Origin of the sequence: Stappia sp., from assembly GCF_965276915.1 — a bacterium.
GTDB lineage: Bacteria > Pseudomonadota > Alphaproteobacteria > Rhizobiales > Stappiaceae > Stappia.
Map to the genome: position 1 here is coordinate 3,028,149 of NZ_OZ255709.1, position 18,418 is coordinate 3,046,566.

The following is an 18,418-nucleotide window of genomic DNA, read 5'->3' on the forward strand; positions in this document are numbered from 1 at the left end:
CTCAGCCGCCGGTGACACTCATGTGGCGCGTCACGGCGGGCTGCCGCGTGCGTCGGTCGATGATGAAATCGTGCCCTTTCGGCTTGCGGCCGATGGCCTCGTCGATGGCCGCGTGCAGCTGCTCGTCGCTTTCGGAGGCACGAAGCGGCGCGCGCAGGTCGGCGCTGTCGTCCTGGCCGAGGCACATGTAGAGCATGCCCGTGCAGGTAACGCGGACACGATTGCAGCTTTCGCAGAAATTGTGGGTCATCGGCGTGATGAAGCCGAGGCGCCCGCCGGTCTCCGCAACGCGCACATAGCGCGCCGGGCCGCCGGTCTTGTAGGGAATGTCCTCCAGCGTCAATTGTTCGGCAAGCTGCGCGCGCACCATCGACAGCGGCAGGTACTGGTCGGTGCGATCCTCGTCGATTTCGCCGAGCGGCATGGTCTCGATCAGCGTGAGATCGTAGCCATTGGCGTGACACCACTCCACCATCGACAGGATCTCGTGCTCGTTGACGCCCTTGAGCGCGACCATGTTGATCTTGACGGAAAGCCCCGCTGCTGTCGCGGCCCGGATGCCGTCCATCACCTTGCCGAGGTCGCCCCAGCGGGTGATGGCCTTGAAGCGATCGGCGTCAAGGGTGTCGATGGAGACGTTGATGCGGCGCACGCCACACTCGTAAAGCTCGGTTGCATAGCGGGCGAGCTGCGATCCGTTGGTCGTGATCGTGAGCTCCTCCAGCTTGCCGCTGTCGATATGACGCGACAGGCTGCGGATCAGGCTCATGATGTTCTTGCGCACCAGCGGTTCGCCGCCGGTCAGACGCAGCTTGCGCACGCCCTTCTCGATGAAGGCCGAACACAGCCGGTCCAGCTCCTCCAGCGAGAGCACCTCGCGCTTCGGCAGGAAGGTCATGTCTTCCGCCATGCAGTAGACGCAGCGGAAATCGCAGCGGTCCGTGACGGAAACGCGCAGGTAGCTGACGGTGCGACCAAACGGGTCGATCATCGGCTGGGACATGTGATGTTCCTCGCTCGGCCGCCGGCTGGCAACGGCCTTCTCGATCTTCAGTCCGCGCGGGCCTGGAGCCAGCGGTTCCTCCCTGATGTAATCATGCAAGGTAGCGGAATGAAGGGCCGCGTCAATCGGGACGACCCCGTGGGGTGCGCCCGGCTTGCGACCTCCGCGCGCAAGTAGGTCGGGCAACCGATCTTGCCCCTTGCCCTTCGCGACGCCGGCACTATCGTCCGCCGCAACGAACGCGCATCTGGGAAGGACCCGACCCGTGACCGACAGCACCAAGCCCTGGCCGACCGAACTCCGCCTGAGCAAGGACAAGAAGCAGCTCACCGTCAGTTTCGACAGCGGCGAAAGCCACGAATATGCGGCGGAATACCTGCGTGTCTGCTCGCCATCGGCGGAAGTGCAGGGGCATTCCCCCTCGCAACGCAAGACGGTGCCGGGCAAGCGCGACGTCGGCATCATGAAGATCGAGCCGGTCGGCAACTATGCCGTACGCATTCATTTCGACGACTTGCACAATTCGGGGATCTTTTCCTGGGACTATTTCATCAGGCTGGCCGGCGAGCGCGAGGCGCTTTGGGGCGGCTACCTGAAGGAGCTTGAGGAAAAAGGCCTGAGCCGCGACCGCTGAAGAGGGGAGGCACCTCGATGTGAACCGTGGCGGCGTCGACAAATGCGCGGAATCACGGGCATAGTTGGCCAGATGGAATCACCGTGAAAGGGTGGAACGTGCAGCGTGACCGATCGAACCCGCGTCGGGGCGGGGTGCTTCTGAGCCGCAGGAGCCTTGTTCTCGGCCTTCCGCTTCTGGCGGCCGCCTGTCAGACGAAAAGCAGGACCATCGAGAATGCGGGGCTGTCGGCGACGCCTGAGGGGCAGCCGAACTACGCGCTGGCCTACGCGGCGCGGCGGGATGGCGGCTTCAACATCCCCGCCATTCCCTGGAAGGAATTCGATCCGCGCTACCTGCGCCAGACCGTGCGCTATTTCTCGCGGCACGAGCCCGGCACGGTGGTCGTCGATCCGAAGTCGAAGTTCCTCTACCTCATCCAGTCGGGCGGCAAGGCGATCCGCTACGGCATCGGTGTCGGCCGTGCCGGTTTCGCGTGGTCGGGCGATGCCACGATCCGCTTCAAGCGCGAGTGGCCGAAATGGTTCCCGCCGGCGGAAATGATCGACCGCGATCCGAAGCTGGAGAAATACCGCGACGGGCAGGACGGCGGCCCGCGCAACCCGATCGGTGCGCGCGGGCTCTATCTGTGGCAGGGCAATGTCGACACGCTTTACCGCATCCACGGCACCAACGCGCCGCGCAGCATCGGCACAAATGCCTCCTCCGGCTGCATCCGCATGTGGCAGCAGGATGTCATCGACCTGCACGACCGGGTGCAGGTCGGGGCCAAGGTTGTCGTCCTGGGCTGACGGCGCGGGCCCGGATCACTCGCTCTCGGCCTTGAGCTTCTCGGCATAGGCGACGATGGCTTCGAGGTCGTCGATCTCGAGGATCACCTCGGCGATGGTCGAGGGCTGGTCCACGGGGCGCGGCTCGTCATGCGAAAAACGCAGATGGGCCGGATGGGGCAGCCTTGCGTGGAACGTTTCGAACCGGTCACGCCAGTTGTCCAGCGCCTTCACCAGGATCATGAAGGACGGCGTCGACGAGATGCCCGTCATCCGGTTATCCGGCGTGACGACATGACAGCGCGCGCAATGCAACTTCGACAGCGCCGCACCGCGTGCGGCCAGCGTTTCGTCGAAGGCGGCGGCGGGTGCGCAATGCATGGCGGCAAGGGCGAGAACCAGGCCCGCGACAGCGGCGGCAGGTTGCGCTGGCATGATGGCGTTTCGCATCTCGTCCGTCCCTGGCCGGCCTTCGCGCGGGGCCGCTGGCAACAGGATAGCACTCCTGGCGTCACAAAAAAGCCGACAGCAAAAAGGGCCGGCGCGAGGCCGGCCCTTCTGCGGTATTTGCCCGGTTCAGCGGATCGCGCGGCTTAGCGCTTGACCACCACCTTCGCACCAACGTCGACATTGTCGTAGAGATGAACGACGTCGTCATTGGCCATCCGGATGCAGCCCGAGGACACGGCGGTGCCGATCGTCCAGGGCTCGTTCGAACCGTGGATGCGGTAGAGCGACGAGCCGAGATACATGGCGCGCGCGCCGAGCGGATTGTTCGGCCCGCCGGGCATGTGCGCCGGAAGGATCTTGCCCTTGGCACGCTCGCGGGCGCGCATCTGCGGCGGCGGCGTCCAGCCCGGCCACTCGGCCTTGCGCGAGATGCGCTGGGTGCCGGCCCACTGGAAGCCCTCGCGGCCGACGCCGATGCCGTACTTCATCGCGCGGCCGTTCGGCAGCACGTGATAGAGGCGCCGTTCGCCGGTGTCGATGATGATCGTGCCGGGGGCATACGAGCCCTCGTAGCGCACGCGTTCGCGGCGGATCGGCGACTTGCCGCTCGGCACGCCGCGCGCGCTGTAGTCAACCCACTGGCGGGTGACAGGGTCGAAGAAGCTCGACGCCGCAGCCGGCGTCGCAAGGACGGCGCCAACCAGCGCCGCGGCAATCAAATGTGAAATACGCATTCTCGGTTTCCCCATCCGGTGGTCGTCCGAACCAGCCCCAAGCTCCCCGCCGCCTCCCGGCCATAACCGCCCGGCTCGGGAAACGTTGCAGTGTCGATCGGGGCGCTGCCCGCGCCGGCATCGACAAAACGGGCCAAAGTGGCTCCTTAACGATAGTTGCCATTCTCCCTTGCGATGCGGTTAATGCAAAGGCGTTGATGCAACAATGCTCGCCCGAATGCCGCCGCGATGCCGTGACGCCGATCACATGATCGTGAGTTTCCACGGTATGGCAAAGACCGGGGCGGCCTTTGTCCGGGTAGGCGGGGCAGGCGGGAGGTTTACCTGCTCGTCAGCCGAGATTGAGTTCCTTGAAGAAGTCATTGCCCTTGTCGTCGATGACGATGAAGGCCGGAAAGTCCTCGACCTCGATCCGCCAGATCGCCTCCATGCCGAGTTCCTCGAACTCCACCACCTCGACCTTCTTGATGCAATCCTGGGCAAGGCGCGCGGCCGGCCCGCCGATCGAGCCGAGATAGAAACCGCCATGCGCCTGGCAGGCGCGGCGCACTTGCGCCGAGCGGTTGCCCTTGGCCAGCATCACCATGGAGCCGCCGGCGGCCTGGAACTGGTCGACATAGGCGTCCATGCGCCCGGCCGTGGTCGGTCCGAAGGAGCCCGACGCATAGCCTTCGGGCGTCTTCGCCGGCCCGGCATAGTAGACGGGGTGGTTCTTGAAATAGTCCGGCAGCGGCTCGCCCGCTTCAAGCCGCTCGCGCAGCTTGGAGTGGGCCAGATCGCGGGCGACGATCAGCGGCCCCGAGAGTGACAGCCGTGTCTTGATCGGATGACGCGACAGTTCGGCGAGGATTTCCGGCATCGGCCGGGTCAGGTCTATCCTGACGACCTTGTCGGAGAGCGTCTCGTCGGTCACTTCCGGCATGTACTTGACCGGCTCGCGCTCCAGCGCCTCCAGGAAGATGCCGTCGCGGGTGATCTTGCCCAGTGCCTGCCGGTCGGCCGAGCACGAGACGCCGATGCCGATCGGCAGCGAGGCGCCGTGGCGGGGCAGGCGGATGACGCGTACGTCGTGGCAGAAATACTTGCCGCCGAACTGGGCGCCGACGCCGGTCGCCTGGGTCAGCTTGTGGATCTGCTCTTCCATTTCCAGATCGCGGAAGGCGTGACCGAGTTCGGACCCTTCCTTCGGAAGCCCGTCGAGATAGCGCGCCGAGGCCAGTTTCACGGTCTTCAGCGTCATCTCGGCCGAGGTGCCGCCGATGACGATGGCAAGGTGATAGGGCGGGCAGGCGGCGGTACCCAGCGTCAGGATCTTTTCCCTGATGAACTCGACGAGCCGGTCCGGCGTCAGCAGCGACGGCGTGCCCTGGTAGAGGAAAGTCTTGTTGGCCGAACCGCCACCCTTGGCCATGAACAGGAACTTGTAGGCGTCCTCGCCCTCGCTGTAGAGCTCGACCTGGGCCGGCATGTTGGTCGAGGTGTTCTTCTCCTCGAACATGGAGATGGGGGCCAGCTGCGAGTAGCGCAGGTTCTTCTTGAAATAGGCGTCGCGGGCGCCTTCCGCGAGCTTTGCCTCGTCGCTGCCGTCGGTCCACACCCGGCGGCCCTTCTTGCCCATGACGATGGCCGTGCCGGTATCCTGGCACATCGGCAGCACGCCATGCGCCGAGATATTGGCGTTCTTCAGCAGGTCGAAGGCGACGAACTTGTCGTTCTCCGTCGCCTCCGGGTCATCGAGGATCTTGCGCAGCTGGGCAAGGTGGCCGGGGCGCAGATAGTGGTTGATGTCGGCAAAGGCCTCCTCGGCCAACAGGCGCATGCCCTCCGGATCGACAACCAGCACCTCTTCCCCGTTGAAGCTTGCCGTGGAGACGAAGTCCGCCGTCAGCTTCCGGTACGGGGTCGGATCCTCGCCAAGCGGGAAAAGCGTCGAGTGGCGGTAGTCGGGGGTCTTGGGCTCGGACATCGGCTTGCCTTGGCTGGAAGCTGGACAGGAAATGCTCGCCGCCTTTTACGCCATCCTGCGCTCCCCCGCCAAGCAGACCTTTCCCACAAGTTCGGACGAGACGGAAAAGCGCCCGCCCGGGTGCCTCAGCGGGTGGCGGCGATGTCGAGGCGGACGGTCACGTCATTGGCGACGGTCGCCTCGGGAATGTCGCTGCCGATGCCGAAGACGAGACGCGCCAGCGACACGTCCGCCTGTGCCCGGGCGCTGTCGCCGTCGACGGAGAGGGTGAAGGGCAGGACGAGCTCCCGGGCGGTGCCCTTGATGGTCAGGGTTCCGACGGCCTCGTAGCGATCATCGCCCAGCGCCGTGATGCTGCCGGATTCGAAGACCGCGTCCGGATGACTGGCGGGATCGAACCAGGCGGCGCTTGTCAGCGTCTGGTCGACCTGGCCCTGGCCGGTCACGGCCGAGGCGGTGTCGATCACGGCGCGGATGCGGCCTGTCTCCGGCGCCTGCGGGTCGAGCGTGATTTCCGCGCTCCAGCCCGCGAAGCGCCCTTCGACCGGCGCGCCGTTCTGGGTGGCGACGAAGGTGAGGCTGCTCTTCGAGGGATCGACCGTCCAGGAACTGGCGGCCGCAGGCGTCCCGGCGACCAGCGCAGCAACAACGATGCCGGTCAGGAGGGTCAGGCGGTTCTTGCGAAACATGGGGGTTCCTTGTCGTTTGTCCCTGGCGGTGCTTGCTGTCCGGATCAGGAGGTCCGGTTCTTCGCCGCGCTTGCCGGGGACGTGCTGACCATCCGGCGCAGCACGGTGTCGCGGTTGATGAAATGATGCTTGAGCGCTGCCGCGACATGCAGGACGACGAGCGCCAGCAGGGCGAAGCCGAGTATCTCGTGCAGTTCCTTCAGCAGGGCTTCGGCCTCGGCCTTGCCGCCGAGCGCCCCGGGAACCGGCAGATGCGGGACCGGCAGCACGTCGAACAGCACGGTCGGGATGCCCCAGGGGGACGCGGAAACCATCAGCCAGCCGGAGAGCGGGAGCGCGAGAAGGAGCGCATACAGTCCGGCATGGCCGAGATGGGCTGCGATCCGCTCAACTGTCGGCATGCCGTCGGGAAGCCTGGGGGAAGGATTGGCGAAGCGCCAGGCGAGGCGGACGACCGCAAGCGCCAGCACCAGGAAGCCGAATGACTTGTGCCACTGGTAGAGCGCGAAAGTATCCGGCGCCATCGGGTCCAGCCCGGTCATGTACTTGCCGGCGACGAACAGGCCGGCGATCAGCACGGCCATTGTCCAGTGAAAGGCGATGGCGACGCTTCCGTAGCCGCCTTGCGTGTTGCGAAACTGCATGGTTCGGGCCGTTCCGTGTCGAGGCTGCTGTCGGATTGTGAGTTGATCCGCGGGACCGGATATCGGCCGCTCCCGCGGAAATTCAATGCCTGTCGGGCCCGCTTACTTGGCCTTCAGGGCCTCGGCGGAGAAGGAGATCGTCACCTCGTCGCCGACATAGGGGACGAACATGTCCATGCCGTAGTCGGAGCGCTTGACGACCGTCGTCGCATTGAGGCCGACAGCCGGGGTCTTGGCCATCGGATGCTCGCCGATCGCGTTGACGGTGACGTCGAATGTTGCCGGCTTGGTAATACCCTTGATGGTCAGCTCGCCGGCGACCGAAAGCGTGTTCTCGCCGGTCTTCTCGACCGTGGTCGAGACGAAGGTCGCGGTCGGATGAGCCTCGACCTCGAAGAAGTCGGCACTCTTGAAATGCGCGTCGCGCTCGTCCCAAAACGTCGCCAGGCTGTCGACATTGACGGTCATGGCGATTTTCGAGTTGGACGGGGTCTCCTGGTCGATCACCAATTCGCCGTTCCAGTCGTTGAAGCGCCCGTCGGTCGTCGAGTAGCCAAGATGGTTGTAGGAGAAGACGAGGCTCGCGTGCGACTTGTCGAAGTCATAGGCGACGGGCTCGGCGATGGCCGGGGCGGCGACGAGGAGGGCGGCAAGGGCTGCGGCGCTGGTACGAATCATGTTTGAGGCTCCTGGCGATGTTGACCGGTGTTCGATTGCTGCGGCCGCCTGTCGCGGCCTCGAGCCTCAGATCGTACGAAGAGCGCCCCGCATCAACTGCGTGGGGATGAAATGACTGTCTGTGTCAGGTGAACAATCCTGCTTCCAAACCTTCGAATGTATGACGCTTGCGCGACGCCTTGCGGTCGGGCAACCTCGCTGCCGCCGAGCAGGACGCGTTGCGTCCGCAGCGGGAGGAGTGGCGGCCGCGAAGCGGCGCATGGAGGCGCAAAGATGATCGATCTGTACACCTGGAGCACGCCGAACGGCCGCAAGATCTCCATCATGCTGGAGGAATGCGGTCTTCCCCATTCGGTGTTTCCGGTCGACATCACCAATTCGGAACAGCACACGCCTGCCTTCATTCATATTTCCCCGAACAGCAAGATCCCGGCGATCGTCGATCGCGAGGCCGGTGTCAGCCTGATGGAATCGGGCGCCATCCTGCTCTATCTGGCGGAAAAAACCGGAAAGTTCCTGCCTGGGGAGGGACCGGAGCGGCTGCGCGTCATCGAATGGCTGATGTGGCAGATGGGCGGTTTCGGCCCGATGCTCGGCCAGGCCCATCACTTCCTGCATTTCAACCCGGGCAAGGCACCTTACGCCGAGGAGCGCTACGCAAGGGAGGCGGAGCGTCTCTACCGGGTTCTGGACCGGCAACTGTCCGAGCACCAGTTCGTGGCCGGCGACTATTCGATCGCCGACATGTCGATCTGGCCATGGGCGAGCCGTTTCGAATGGCAGGGCATCGACCTGGCCGCCTACCCCAATGTCCGTCGCTGGTATCTGGAGGTTGCCGGCCGCCCGGCCGTGCAGCGCGGCTACGATATTCCTCAAACGGGTGCGGCGATCCCCATGCCCGCCTGAGCCTGCGCCGCCCCGCCGGTCTCCAACCGGAACTTCAGGAAGGTGCTGCCCTCGTGATCCACCTCTCCGAGGAAGGTGGCGCCAAGCCGGGCAAGCCCGCGAAGATGCCGGCGCGAGGGCGGCAGCAGGAAGGTGACGAAGGGGATGCGCGGGTCGGCCCGGGCAAATGCCAGGGCCTTGCGCGTGATCGCGATGCCAAGGCCGAAGCGGCCAGGCCTCAGCACCAGGCCGAAGTCCCATTCCTCGCCTTCGAGCTGAAACCCGCCCCACCCGGCATAGGCGCCATTGCACAGGATTGCCCAGTGACCAAGGCCGTCGCGCTGCCAGCACGCCTCCTTGCCCGCCACGAAAGCGACGCTGCTCTGTTCGTCCCAGGTCCCTGTCGCCAGCGGCATGTGCTCGATGACGCGCGGGTCGCCCATATGCGCGGTGATCTCGTCCAGGGAGATCTCCGTCAGGCGCACGAAGGCGATTTCGGGTTCGGTTCGATGTGTCATCGTTTGGGATCCTGCCGCGGATTGCAGAACGCTCAAGCCGGTATGGTCAGGCCGCGCTGGGAGGCCGGGCGCGCCATGCATTCGGCGAACCAGCGTTGCACATTGGCCTTGCTCGTCAGTCCGGTGATCTCGCCCGCGCCATAGTACCCGCCAAGCGTGTTGATCCACGGGAAGATGGAGATGTCGGCGATGGAATAGTCCTCGCCCATGACGAAGCGGCGGCCGTCGAGCCGCTGGTCGAGCACGCCAAGAAGGCGTCGCACCTCGCCGGCATAGCGCTCGCGCGGATAGGGATCCGTGACCTTGTCGGCCGCGAACTTGTAAAAATGGCCGAGCTGCCCGAACATCGGCCCGATCCCGCCCATCTGGAACATCAGCCACTGCAGGCACTCGTAGCGCCCATGCGCATCGGCCGGCATCAGCTTGCCGGTCTTTTCGGCAAGATAGACCAGGATCGCACCGCTCTCGAACAGCGCCAGCGGCTTTCCGCCGGGACCGTTCGGATCGATGATCGCCGGGATCTTGTTGTTCGGGTTGAGCGAGAGAAATTCCGGCGTCATCTGGTCGTTGGTGTCGAAGGAGACCTTGTGGACCTCGTAGGGCAGGCCGAGTTCCTCGAGTGCCACGGACACCTTGATGCCGTTCGGCGTCGCCAGCGAATAGAGTTGAAGCCGGTCGGGGTGCGTGGCCGGCCAGCGGCGGGTGATTGCGAAAGAAGCGAGCGAAGTCGGTTCGGACATTTACGTTTCCCTCTGGTTGCGAACCTGCATGATGCTGTCATAGGCGCTGACGCGCCGGCTGTCCTGTGACGTTTTTTTCATCGCGCCGCCGCCGCGGGTTCCCGGGGTGCCAATGGCGGGGCGGAACAGGAACGGAGACGATCTTGCATCTGTCGCTGCCAGTGCTCGCCGGGCTCGCGATCCTCGCCCTTGTCTGGTTCGTCGGCTGTCTTGCCGTGCTGGTTGTCCAGAACCGGCGATTGAAACGGGTGAAGGTGCGCGCCGCGGACGACCTGGAACGCGAACGGCGCCGCGCCACGCGACACGCCGCCCTGAACGAGGAGCTTGGCGGGGCGCTGATTTCCTGCGACGCGAACGGCCTCGTCGAAAGCGCCAACGCACAGGCGCGCCGGCTTTTCGGCATGACGAAGGAGGAATTCGCCGGGCGTTCGCTCGCCGCGATCTTTCCCGGGCTGAGATATGACTGGCCGGCGACCCTTGCGGAAAGCGACGAAGGCGAGGGCGCCGTGGTCAAGCTGGAGACCACGGGCGTGCGCGCGGACGGGTGGTCGTTTCCCGCCGAGATCCGGGTCTCCCGGATCGAGGCGGATGCGTATGGAGCCAAGGCGCTGCTTGTCACCGACATGAGCGGGCAGGTGGCAACGAGCACCCGTCTGCGCGAGGCGCAGCTCCGCCTGCGCGATGCGATCGAGGCGCTGCCGGACGCCTTCGTTCTCTATGACGCGCAGGACCGCCTTGTCCTGTGCAACCGGCGTTATCGCGAACTCTACACGCTGAGCGGCGCGATCATCCGGCCCGGCATCACGTTCGAGGAGATCATCCGCAAGGGCATCGAACTCGGTCAGTACGAGGATGCGCGCGACGATCCCGAAGGCTGGCTTGCCGAGCGGCTGCGTCTGCACCGCGAGCCTCCACACGAGCCGATCGAACAGCAGCTGGGCGACGGCCGCTGGCTGCGGGTTTTCGAGAGGCGGATGCGTGACGGGCAGACGGTGGGCTTTCGCATCGACATCACCGAGCTCAAACGGCGCGAGCAGGCACTGCGTGTGAGCGAGGGCCGGCTGGCCGGGATCGTCGACGGTGCCCTCGATGCCATCGTGGTGACGGACGGCCAGGGCCTGGTGACCGAGTTCAACCCGGCAGCCGAACGGGTCTTTGGCCGGAAGCGCGAGGCGGTTCTTGGCCGATCCCTGTGGGAAACGCTCGTTCCGCAACGCCAGCGCGCCGAATTCGAGGCACAGCTTGCCCGGCTCGGCGGCGACACGCTCCCCTCCCATGGCGGCGTCAGGTTCGAGATGCCTGCACGCCGCCCCGACGGTACGGAACTCGCGATGGACGTCGCCATCAGCCGCGTCGACGGCGTGGACGGGCCGCAAATCGTCGCCTTCATGCGCGACATCACCGGCGAGCGGGCCAAGACCCTCGCCCTTGAAGATGCGCTGAGCCGGGCGGAGGATGCCGACCGGGCCAAGTCGGATTTCCTGGCGATGATGAGCCACGAGATCCGGACGCCGCTCCATGCCGTCCTCGGCCTGCTCGACCTGATCGCCCATACCGGGCTGACCGCACGCCAGCGGGACTATACCCGCACGGCACAGGACGCGGCCCTTGCCCTGCTGCAGATCCTCAACGACATCCTTGACTTTTCGCGGCTCGAGGCCCGCCGGCTGGAATTCGTGCAAGAGCCCTTCGATCCGCGCGCCGTTGTCGAGGCGGTGCGTGCGCTTTTCGCGCCCCAGGCGGCGGAAAAGCGGCTCGACTTCACGGCCCGCGTCGACGATGCCGTCCCTCATGCTCTGATCGGCGACGCCGGCCGCATCCGCCAGGTGCTGATCAACCTGGTCGCCAACGCCATGAAATGGACCGGGGACGGCGTCGTTTCCGTCGACCTGTCGCTTCGCACGGAGATCTCCGGGGATCCGGGGTCGGCGCGACTGCGCTTCACGGTGGAAGACACGGGCCCGGGCATAGGGGAGGAAGAAAGGGAGCGGATCTTTTCCCGCTTCACGAGCCTTCGTGCCGCTGGCGGCGGACGCGTGGAGGGCGTGGGTCTTGGCCTTGCCATCTGCCGCGAACTCGTCGACGGCATGGGCGGCCAGATCGGAGTGGACCCGCGCCCGGCGGGGCGGGGCAGCCGCTTCCTGGTCGATCTCGACCTCGATACGGCCACCGGCATCGCAGGCGAGGTTGGCGGACCGGCCGCCTCCCTGACGGGACTTCGCGTGGTCCTTGCCGAGGACAACCCGACCAACCGCATGATGGCCGGGGAAATGCTGGCCCGCTGGGGATGCAGCCATGCCGAGGCGACAAGCGGGGACGCGGTTCTCGACCTGCTCGAGACGGCATCCTTCGATCTTGTCCTGATGGACCTGTCGATGCCCGGGATGGACGGCTTCGAGGCCACCCGGCGGATTCGCGAAAGCGGGCGCCCCTATGCCGGCATCCCCGTCGTCGCGTTGACGGCCCATGCGCTGGTCGCCGAACGGGACCGGGCGCTTGCCATCGGCATGAGCGCCTTCGTCACCAAGCCGGTCGATTCCGCCGTCCTGCAGCAGGCGATGGCCGACGCCGTGGCCGGAGCTTCTCCGCAGGCGGCAACTCAAGCCGCTGGGGATGTGGCGGAGCCGGACTATCTGGCAGACCTTTCCGATGAAATGCGGGCGCGGGTGACCGAGCGCTGCCGGATCGATCTGATCGAGCACGCCGCGCGGCTGGACGAGGCGGCGGGATCGGCGCAGGCGCTCGGCCGTTCGGCGCATGTGCTGGCGGCCCTGACGGAGACCTTCGGACTGCCGGTGCTGGCACGGCGCGCAAGACAGGTGGAAGCCGATGTCCTTTCGGGTCGTATCGGCGACGGCGAGGCGGTCGACAGCGCCGCGGCCGAGCTTGCGCGGCTGGCGCGCGAGGCCGCCCGGAGCCTTGCGTCGGAGTGACGGGCGGCGTCGCGGGCCGGGTGCGTTCGACCTGCTCCGACAACCTTGGTGCGAAAATTACGTCATTTTGGTCTTGGACTTGTCAAGATTGCATGATCCCATCCGGGCTTCGGGAGCCGGATGGCGGAACGCCAGCCGGGAATCAGATTGCCGGCTTCGGTCCGGCGGCCATTGGGGGGAAGCTCATGCGTTCGACCGTCAGGGATCGCGGCTCGCGACTGTTTGCAGGCCTTGCCCTATCGCTGCTCGTCCTCGGCGGCCTCGCATTCGTCCCCGCATTCGCCCAGTCTTCCGGTGGGGCGTCTTCCGGTGGGGCGTCTTCCGGAGAAGAACGGCGGATCGTCACGGTCGACGATGCCGACTATTTCGGTGCCGATTTTCGCACCCTGAAGGATGTCGACCTGGAGGCCTGCAAGGCCGCTTGCCTCGACAGCAACCAGTGCCGCGCGTTCACCTTCAATACCTCGGCCGGGTGGTGCTTCCTGAAGTCCGATGTCGGGCGCCTGCAGGCCTTTTCCGGCGCGGTCGCCGGCCGCGTGGTGACCGTCGCCGTGCGCGACGAGGCCACCCGCAAGGCGCGAGAATCCGAAATTGCGTTCCTGCCCGGTTCGCTGACCGAGGAGGCGGGGCGCTACGCCCGCGCACTGTCGCGCAAGTTCGATGCCGGCGGAGCGACCGCCGGGGCGCTCGAATCCGCCGCCTGGGCCTCTCTCGGCGCGAGCCGCTACGAGGACGCGGAGCGTAGTTTTGCGCGTGCGCTGACGCTGGACGGCGACCGTTTCGACCTGTGGAGTGGCCTTGGCCGGTCGCTCGTCGCCCAGAAACCCTCCGACTGGCGCCGGCGCAACGAGGTCGAGAATGACGGGGCGAGCGCCGCCGTCAACGCCTATCTGGCGTCGACCGGCGAAGCCGAACGGGTCGATGCGCTCGATCTTCTGGCCAGCACCCTTGAGCGCCGCCAGCTTTACAAGCCGGCCATCAAGGCATTGCGCGCCGGCCTCGAACTGGACGAGACGCCGCTGCGCCGCAACCGCTACGACAAGATGGTGGCCCAGCACGGCTTCCGCATTCTCGATCATCAGGTGGATGCCGATGCGGCCACGCCGCGCATCTGCGTCGTGTTCTCCGACACGCTGGCACGGGCGACAGATTTCACGCCCTTCGTCCGGGTGACCGGCGAGGGCCCCTATTCGATCGAGAGCGAGGGCGCCCAGATCTGCGTCGATGGCGTACGCCACGGCGAGCGCTATTCGCTGCTACTGCGCGAGGGCGTTCCGTCCGCCGACGGCGAGAAGCTGGAGAAGACGGCCGACCTTACCGTCTATGTCCGCGATCGCAGCCCGTCGGTGCGCTTTCTGGGGCGCGCCTATGTGCTGCCCGCCGGCGATGGCGCGACGATCCCGGTGATCACCGTCAACACCGGGTCGGTGGAGACTGAAATCTACCGTATCGGCGAGCGCGGCCTCGCCGCGGCGCTGCGTGACCAGCGCATCCTGTCCCAGCTCAACAACTACCGCGCCGACCAGATTCGCACCGAATATGGAGAGAAGCTCTGGTCCGGCACGGTCGAGACGCAGCAGCGTCTCAACCAGGATGTGACGACGGCGGTTCCGGTCGCCGATTTCGGTTTGGAGATGAAGCCCGGCGTCTACGCGATGGTGGCACGGGCGAAGGAAGACCGGGAGAACCAGTGGGGCCCCTGGGCAACGCAATGGTTCCTCGTCTCCGATCTCGGCGTCAGCGCCTATACCGGACCGGGCGAGGCGGTGGTCGCGGTGCGCTCGCTTTCCGACGCCTCGGCGGTTGCGGATGCGAGTGTGCGTCTTGTCGCGGTCAACAACGAGGTGCTTGGCGAGACGAAAAGCGATGCCGATGGCTTTGCCCGTTTCGCGCCGGGCCTGACGCGCGGCACGGGAGGCAGCGCCCCGGCGATGGTCGGCGTCGAGACGGCGAGCGGCGACTATGCGTTCCTCGACCTGACCAAGCCCGCCTTCGATCTTTCCGACCGCGGCGTGGAAGGACGCGCCGCACCGGGTCCGATCGACGTCTTCGCCTGGCTCGACCGGGGCGTCTTCCGCCCCGGCGAGACGGTGCATGCGGGAGCGATGGCACGCGATCCCGCTGCCATGGCCCTTCCCGACCTGCCGCTGACCTTCATCTATGACCGGCCCGACGGTGTCGAATATACGCGTGTGCAGGTCGGCGAGGCAGGGGCCGGCGGGCGGGCCCACGCGCTGGAACTGCCTGCCTCCGCCCAGCAGGGAAGCTGGTCCTTGCGGGTCCATGCGGATCCGAAGGGCGCGGCGCTGGCGCAAGTGTCCTTCCTCGTGGAGGACTACCAGCCGGAACGTGTCGACTTCACGCCGACGGCGGATGCCGAGGCGCTCGATCCGCAAGCCCCGCCGACAGTCTCGCTCGAGGCGAAGTTCCTCTACGGTGCACCGGCCGGCGGCCAGCGTGTCGAGGGCGATCTTGTCGTCTCCCCGACACGGCAAAACCCCGCCTTTCCCGGTTATGTGTTCGGCCTTGCCGACGAGCAGGTCTATCCGAACCGCCAGTCCTTGCCTGACGGCACCGTGACCGACGAGACCGGCAAGGCGAGTTTTGTCCTGCCCGCGCCGCAACTGGAGCCGACAACGGCCGGTTACGAGGCGAAGGTGGTGGTGCGCGTGGTCGAGGCCGGCGGCCGCTATGTCGAGCGTGGCCTGGACCTGCCGGTTCTGGCCGACGGCCCGCGCATCGGTGTGAAGCCGGGGTTCGATGGCGGTCTTGACGAGGGCGGACCGGCGAATTTCGAGATTGTCGCCATCGACCGGTCCGGCACGCGCATGGCCGCGGATGGCGTTTTGTGGACGCTGTCGAAGGTCGAGACCCGTTACCAGTGGTATCGCTCCGACAGCCGCTGGTCGTTCGAGCCGGTGACAACGAGCAAGCGTGTCGCCAACGGAGAACTCGCCATCGAGGCCGGACAGTCCGCCAAGCTGTCGGTTCCTGTCGAATGGGGGCGCTACAGGCTGGAACTGGTGATGAACGGCGCCGAGCCCGCCGCCACCAGCACCACCTTCAGCGCCGGCTGGTATGCTTCGGCCTCCTCCTCGCAGACGCCGGACGTGCTTGAAGTCGGCCTCGACAAGGAGGCGTATCGCGTCGGCGAGACGGCAAAGCTGCGCCTGAAGCCGCGCTTCGACGGTATCGCGCTTGTCCAGGTGATGGGCGACAGGCTGATCGAGAGCCGGGTCATCGAGGTCGCCGAGGGCGAAAGCGACATCGACCTCACCGTCACCGATGACTGGGGCAATGGCGCCTATGTCACGGCGACCCTGCTGCGGCCGATGGATCTTGAGGCCAAGCGGATGCCCTCGCGCGCGCTCGGCCTGCAATGGCTTGCGGTCGACCCGGGCGAGCGTCGCCACAGTGTCACGCTTGATGCGCCCGACACGATGCGGCCGCGCACGACGATGGAGGTCGGCGTCGAGATTTCCGGTCAGCCGGCCGGCAAGCCTGCGTTTTTGACGATTGCCGCCGTCGATGTCGGCATTCTCAACCTGACGCGGTTCAAGACGCCGGATCCTGATGGCTGGTATTTCGGCCAGCGCCGGCTTGGCATGGAGATCCGCGACTATTACGGCGAACTGATCGACCGCACCGTCGGCGACCGGGGCCTGGTCCGCTCGGGCGGCGATGGCACCGGCTTGTCCCTGGCGGCCCCGCCGCCGCAGGAAGCGCCGATGGCGCTCTTCTCCGGCGTCGTCGAGACGGATGCCGACGGCAAGGCCACGGTTTCCTTCGAGGTGCCTGACTTCAACGGCACGGCGCGGCTGATGGCGGTCGCCTGGAGCGAGAACGGCGTTGGCCACGCGGAACGCGACGTCATTGTGCGCGATCCCGTGGTGGTGACGGCGACCCTGCCGCGCTTCCTGGCACCGGATGACACATCGCGCCTGCTGGTCGAGATCGACAATGTCGAGGGACCGGCCGGCGACTACGTGCTTCAGGCGCAGATCGACGGACCGCTTTCCGTGGATCTCGACGACACCTCGGGCAAGGTCACGCTGGCCGCCGGCGAACGGCGCTCGCTCCGCTTTCCGGTCAGCGCCAGCGACACGCCGGGCAATGCCACGCTTGCCCTGATGCTGGTCGGTCCGGACGGGCCGGTGGCGGAGAAGTCGCTGGCGCTTGGCATTCGCGACACGATGCCGCCGGTCTCGCGGCGGTCCTTCGTGACGCTGGCGCCCGGTGCCGGCCTGACCCTCGATGCCGACACGCTGGCCGGGATCGTGCCGCAGACGGCAAGCCTGACGGTCGCGGCCGGGGGCGCCGCGCGCATCGACATTCCGGGCCTGCTTGCGGCCCTCGACCGCTACCCCTACGGCTGCACCGAACAGACCACGAGCCGGGCGCTGCCCTTGCTCTATCTGAACGAAATGGCTGTCGTCAGCGGACTTGAGACCGACAGCGCGGTGCGCGAGCGGGTGGAGACCGCGATCCGCCGGGTGCTGGGCAACCAGAATTCGAGCGGGTCCTTTGGCCTGTGGTCGAGCTTTGGCAACCAGGATCCGTGGCTCGACGCCTATGTGACGGATTTCCTGATCCGGGCGCGCGAACGCGATTACGAAGTGCCGCGCATCGCGCTGGAAAGCGCTCTGGATAATCTCGAGAACCGCATCTCCTATGCCTCGGACTTCGACGATGGCGGCGAGGGGCTTGCCTACGGGCTCTATGTGCTGGCATCCGCCGGACGGGCCTCGGTCGGCGACCTGCGCTACTACGCGGACGTGAAGCTTTCCGCGTTCGGATCGGCGCTGGCCAAGGCACAGGTGGGTGCTGCGCTGTCGATCTATGGCGAGACGGAGCGCGCCGGCCGGGTCTTCAAGGCTGCCGTTGCAGATGTCGGCAGGCCGGAGACGACCGGCTATCGCGGTGACTACGGGACGGCGCTGCGCGACGCGGCGGGAGTGCTTGCCTATGTCACTCGCGCCGGCGCGACGAGCGTCGACGCGGCGCAACTCGCCCGCGATGTCGCCAACCGGCAGGATGCGACGGACTACCTGTCGACGCAGGACATGGCCTGGCTTCTCGTTGCTGGCCACGAGTTGCAGCAGAAGGCGGACGATGCGAGCTTCGCCGTCAACGGGCAGGTCGTCAGCGGTCGCCTCGACCGCAGGCTTGCCGGCGCAGGCGTCGCGGCGACCCCGGTGCGGATCGAGAACCGCGGCGACAAGGCAACCGACGTGGTGTTGACCGTTGCCGGACGGCCGGTCGAGCCCGAACCTGCAGGCGGCAACGGATACCGCATCACCCGCGCCTTCTACGATCTCGACGGCAACGAATTGGCTTCGGGAACGATCGGCTTCAACACACGGGTCGCCGTGGTGCTGACCGTGACCCGCGAGCGGCCGGGCAAGGGGCGCATGCTGGTCGTCGACCGGCTGCCGGCGGGGCTTGTCATCGACAACCCCCGGCTGGTGCGCTCCGGCGATATCGGCGCGCTCGACTGGCTGTCGACGGTCGACAACCCCGACCATGTCGAGTTCCGCGACGACCGTTTCGTCGCGGCCGTCGACGAAACCGGGCAGAACGCCGACGTGCTCACCTTCGCCTATCTGGCGCGGGCAGCCTTGCCGGGCAGTTTCGTTCATCCGCCGGCGACGGTGGAAGACATGTACCGCCCGGATCTCGGCGCCCGTACGGCGACCGGCCGTATCGAGGTGCTCGGGCCGCTGCGCTAGCGGGCCGGGTGCGAGATGAAAGCGGCGGGCGACAGGAGCGGGAGT

At 66.5% G+C, this 18,418-nt stretch carries 14 protein-coding genes; 5 read left to right on the forward strand and 9 right to left on the reverse strand.

The genetic code is table 11. The annotated features are described in order from the left end of the window. Position 1 precedes the first annotated feature (1 nt). A complete protein-coding gene (moaA, locus tag ACQY46_RS14010; protein WP_428696656.1) occupies positions 2 to 1,003 on the reverse strand; it encodes a GTP 3',8-cyclase MoaA in 1,002 nt (333 codons plus the stop codon). Between the two features lie 265 nt (positions 1,004 to 1,268). Here moaA and ACQY46_RS14015 point away from each other — a divergent pair, with 265 nt between their 5' ends. Together ACQY46_RS14015 and ACQY46_RS14020 are read left to right on the forward strand one after the other, a co-directional pair. After that, positions 1,269 to 1,637 carry a gamma-butyrobetaine hydroxylase-like domain-containing protein gene (locus ACQY46_RS14015; protein ID WP_428696657.1) on the forward strand — a complete coding sequence of 123 codons (369 nt, stop codon included), beginning with the start codon at positions 1,269 to 1,271 and terminating at the stop codon, positions 1,635 to 1,637. Between the two features lie 98 nt (positions 1,638 to 1,735). Then, positions 1,736 to 2,428 (forward strand): L,D-transpeptidase, encoded by a 693-nt coding sequence (locus tag ACQY46_RS14020; protein ID WP_428696658.1) that lies wholly within the window; start codon positions 1,736 to 1,738, stop codon positions 2,426 to 2,428. A 15-nt stretch (positions 2,429 to 2,443) separates the two neighbouring features. On the opposite strand, the gene ACQY46_RS14025 is transcribed toward ACQY46_RS14020, so the two are convergent. The 6 genes from ACQY46_RS14025 to ACQY46_RS14050 all read right to left on the reverse strand — a co-directional run bounded on the left by ACQY46_RS14025 (position 2,444) and on the right by ACQY46_RS14050 (position 7,568). After that, entirely contained in the window at positions 2,444 to 2,842 is a 399-nt protein-coding gene (locus ACQY46_RS14025) for a hypothetical protein (RefSeq protein ID WP_428696659.1), read from the reverse strand. 158 nt (positions 2,843 to 3,000) lie between these two features. Then, positions 3,001 to 3,591: a L,D-transpeptidase gene (locus ACQY46_RS14030; protein ID WP_428696660.1), complete on the reverse strand. Its 591-nt coding sequence runs from the start codon at positions 3,589 to 3,591 to the stop codon at positions 3,001 to 3,003. 331 nt (positions 3,592 to 3,922) lie between these two features. Further along, positions 3,923 to 5,557: a fumarate hydratase gene (locus tag ACQY46_RS14035; protein ID WP_428696661.1), complete on the reverse strand. Its 1,635-nt coding sequence runs from the start codon at positions 5,555 to 5,557 to the stop codon at positions 3,923 to 3,925. A gap of 125 nt (positions 5,558 to 5,682) precedes the next feature. Beyond that, entirely contained in the window at positions 5,683 to 6,246 is a 564-nt protein-coding gene (locus ACQY46_RS14040; RefSeq protein WP_428696662.1) for a YceI family protein, read from the reverse strand. 44 nt (positions 6,247 to 6,290) lie between these two features. After that, positions 6,291 to 6,890, reverse strand: a complete 600-nt coding sequence (locus ACQY46_RS14045) for a cytochrome b (RefSeq protein ID WP_428696663.1) — start codon at positions 6,888 to 6,890, stop codon at positions 6,291 to 6,293. A gap of 102 nt (positions 6,891 to 6,992) precedes the next feature. Continuing rightward, positions 6,993 to 7,568, reverse strand: a complete 576-nt coding sequence (locus ACQY46_RS14050; RefSeq protein ID WP_428696664.1) for a YceI family protein — start codon at positions 7,566 to 7,568, stop codon at positions 6,993 to 6,995. Positions 7,569 to 7,841: 273 nt separating this feature from the next. On the opposite strand from ACQY46_RS14050, the gene ACQY46_RS14055 reads away from it, so the two are divergent. After that, positions 7,842 to 8,474 (forward strand): glutathione S-transferase N-terminal domain-containing protein, encoded by a 633-nt coding sequence (locus ACQY46_RS14055; RefSeq protein WP_428696665.1) that lies wholly within the window; start codon positions 7,842 to 7,844, stop codon positions 8,472 to 8,474. Here the strand turns inward: ACQY46_RS14055 and ACQY46_RS14060 are convergent. After that, the gene (locus ACQY46_RS14060; protein ID WP_428696666.1) at positions 8,441 to 8,971 is read right to left on the reverse strand and encodes a GNAT family N-acetyltransferase; all 531 of its coding nucleotides are present in this window, start codon (positions 8,969 to 8,971) and stop codon (positions 8,441 to 8,443) included. The genes ACQY46_RS14055 and ACQY46_RS14060 overlap by 34 nt on opposite strands. A gap of 32 nt (positions 8,972 to 9,003) precedes the next feature. Continuing rightward, entirely contained in the window at positions 9,004 to 9,711 is a 708-nt protein-coding gene (locus ACQY46_RS14065; RefSeq protein WP_428696667.1) for a glutathione S-transferase N-terminal domain-containing protein, read from the reverse strand. 143 nt (positions 9,712 to 9,854) lie between these two features. On the opposite strand from ACQY46_RS14065, the gene ACQY46_RS14070 reads away from it, so the two are divergent. Both ACQY46_RS14070 and ACQY46_RS14075 read left to right on the forward strand, forming a co-directional pair. Beyond that, the gene (locus tag ACQY46_RS14070) at positions 9,855 to 12,644 is read left to right on the forward strand and encodes a PAS domain S-box protein (protein ID WP_428696668.1); all 2,790 of its coding nucleotides are present in this window, start codon (positions 9,855 to 9,857) and stop codon (positions 12,642 to 12,644) included. Positions 12,645 to 12,829: 185 nt separating this feature from the next. After that, positions 12,830 to 18,373 (forward strand): MG2 domain-containing protein, encoded by a 5,544-nt coding sequence (locus ACQY46_RS14075; RefSeq protein WP_428696669.1) that lies wholly within the window; start codon positions 12,830 to 12,832, stop codon positions 18,371 to 18,373. The last annotated feature ends 45 nt before the right edge of the window (positions 18,374 to 18,418 follow it).

Excerpts from the sequence above, each read along its gene's own strand:
- ACQY46_RS14065 (WP_428696667.1), bottom strand. The coding sequence starts at position 9,711 with ATGTCCGAACCGACTTCGCTCGCTTCTTTCGCAATCACCCGCCGCTGG.
- moaA (WP_428696656.1), bottom strand. The coding sequence starts at position 1,003 with ATGTCCCAGCCGATGATCGACCCGTTTGGTCGCACCGTCAGCTACCTG.
- ACQY46_RS14060 (WP_428696666.1), bottom strand. The coding sequence starts at position 8,971 with ATGACACATCGAACCGAACCCGAAATCGCCTTCGTGCGCCTGACGGAG.
- ACQY46_RS14030 (WP_428696660.1), bottom strand. The coding sequence starts at position 3,591 with ATGCGTATTTCACATTTGATTGCCGCGGCGCTGGTTGGCGCCGTCCTT.
- ACQY46_RS14055 (WP_428696665.1), top strand. The coding sequence starts at position 7,842 with ATGATCGATCTGTACACCTGGAGCACGCCGAACGGCCGCAAGATCTCC.
- ACQY46_RS14050 (WP_428696664.1), bottom strand. The coding sequence starts at position 7,568 with ATGATTCGTACCAGCGCCGCAGCCCTTGCCGCCCTCCTCGTCGCCGCC.
- ACQY46_RS14040 (WP_428696662.1), bottom strand. The coding sequence starts at position 6,246 with ATGTTTCGCAAGAACCGCCTGACCCTCCTGACCGGCATCGTTGTTGCT.
- ACQY46_RS14045 (WP_428696663.1), bottom strand. The coding sequence starts at position 6,890 with ATGCAGTTTCGCAACACGCAAGGCGGCTACGGAAGCGTCGCCATCGCC.
- ACQY46_RS14075 (WP_428696669.1), top strand. The coding sequence starts at position 12,830 with ATGCGTTCGACCGTCAGGGATCGCGGCTCGCGACTGTTTGCAGGCCTT.
- ACQY46_RS14025 (WP_428696659.1), bottom strand. The coding sequence starts at position 2,842 with ATGCCAGCGCAACCTGCCGCCGCTGTCGCGGGCCTGGTTCTCGCCCTT.
- ACQY46_RS14035 (WP_428696661.1), bottom strand. The coding sequence starts at position 5,557 with ATGTCCGAGCCCAAGACCCCCGACTACCGCCACTCGACGCTTTTCCCG.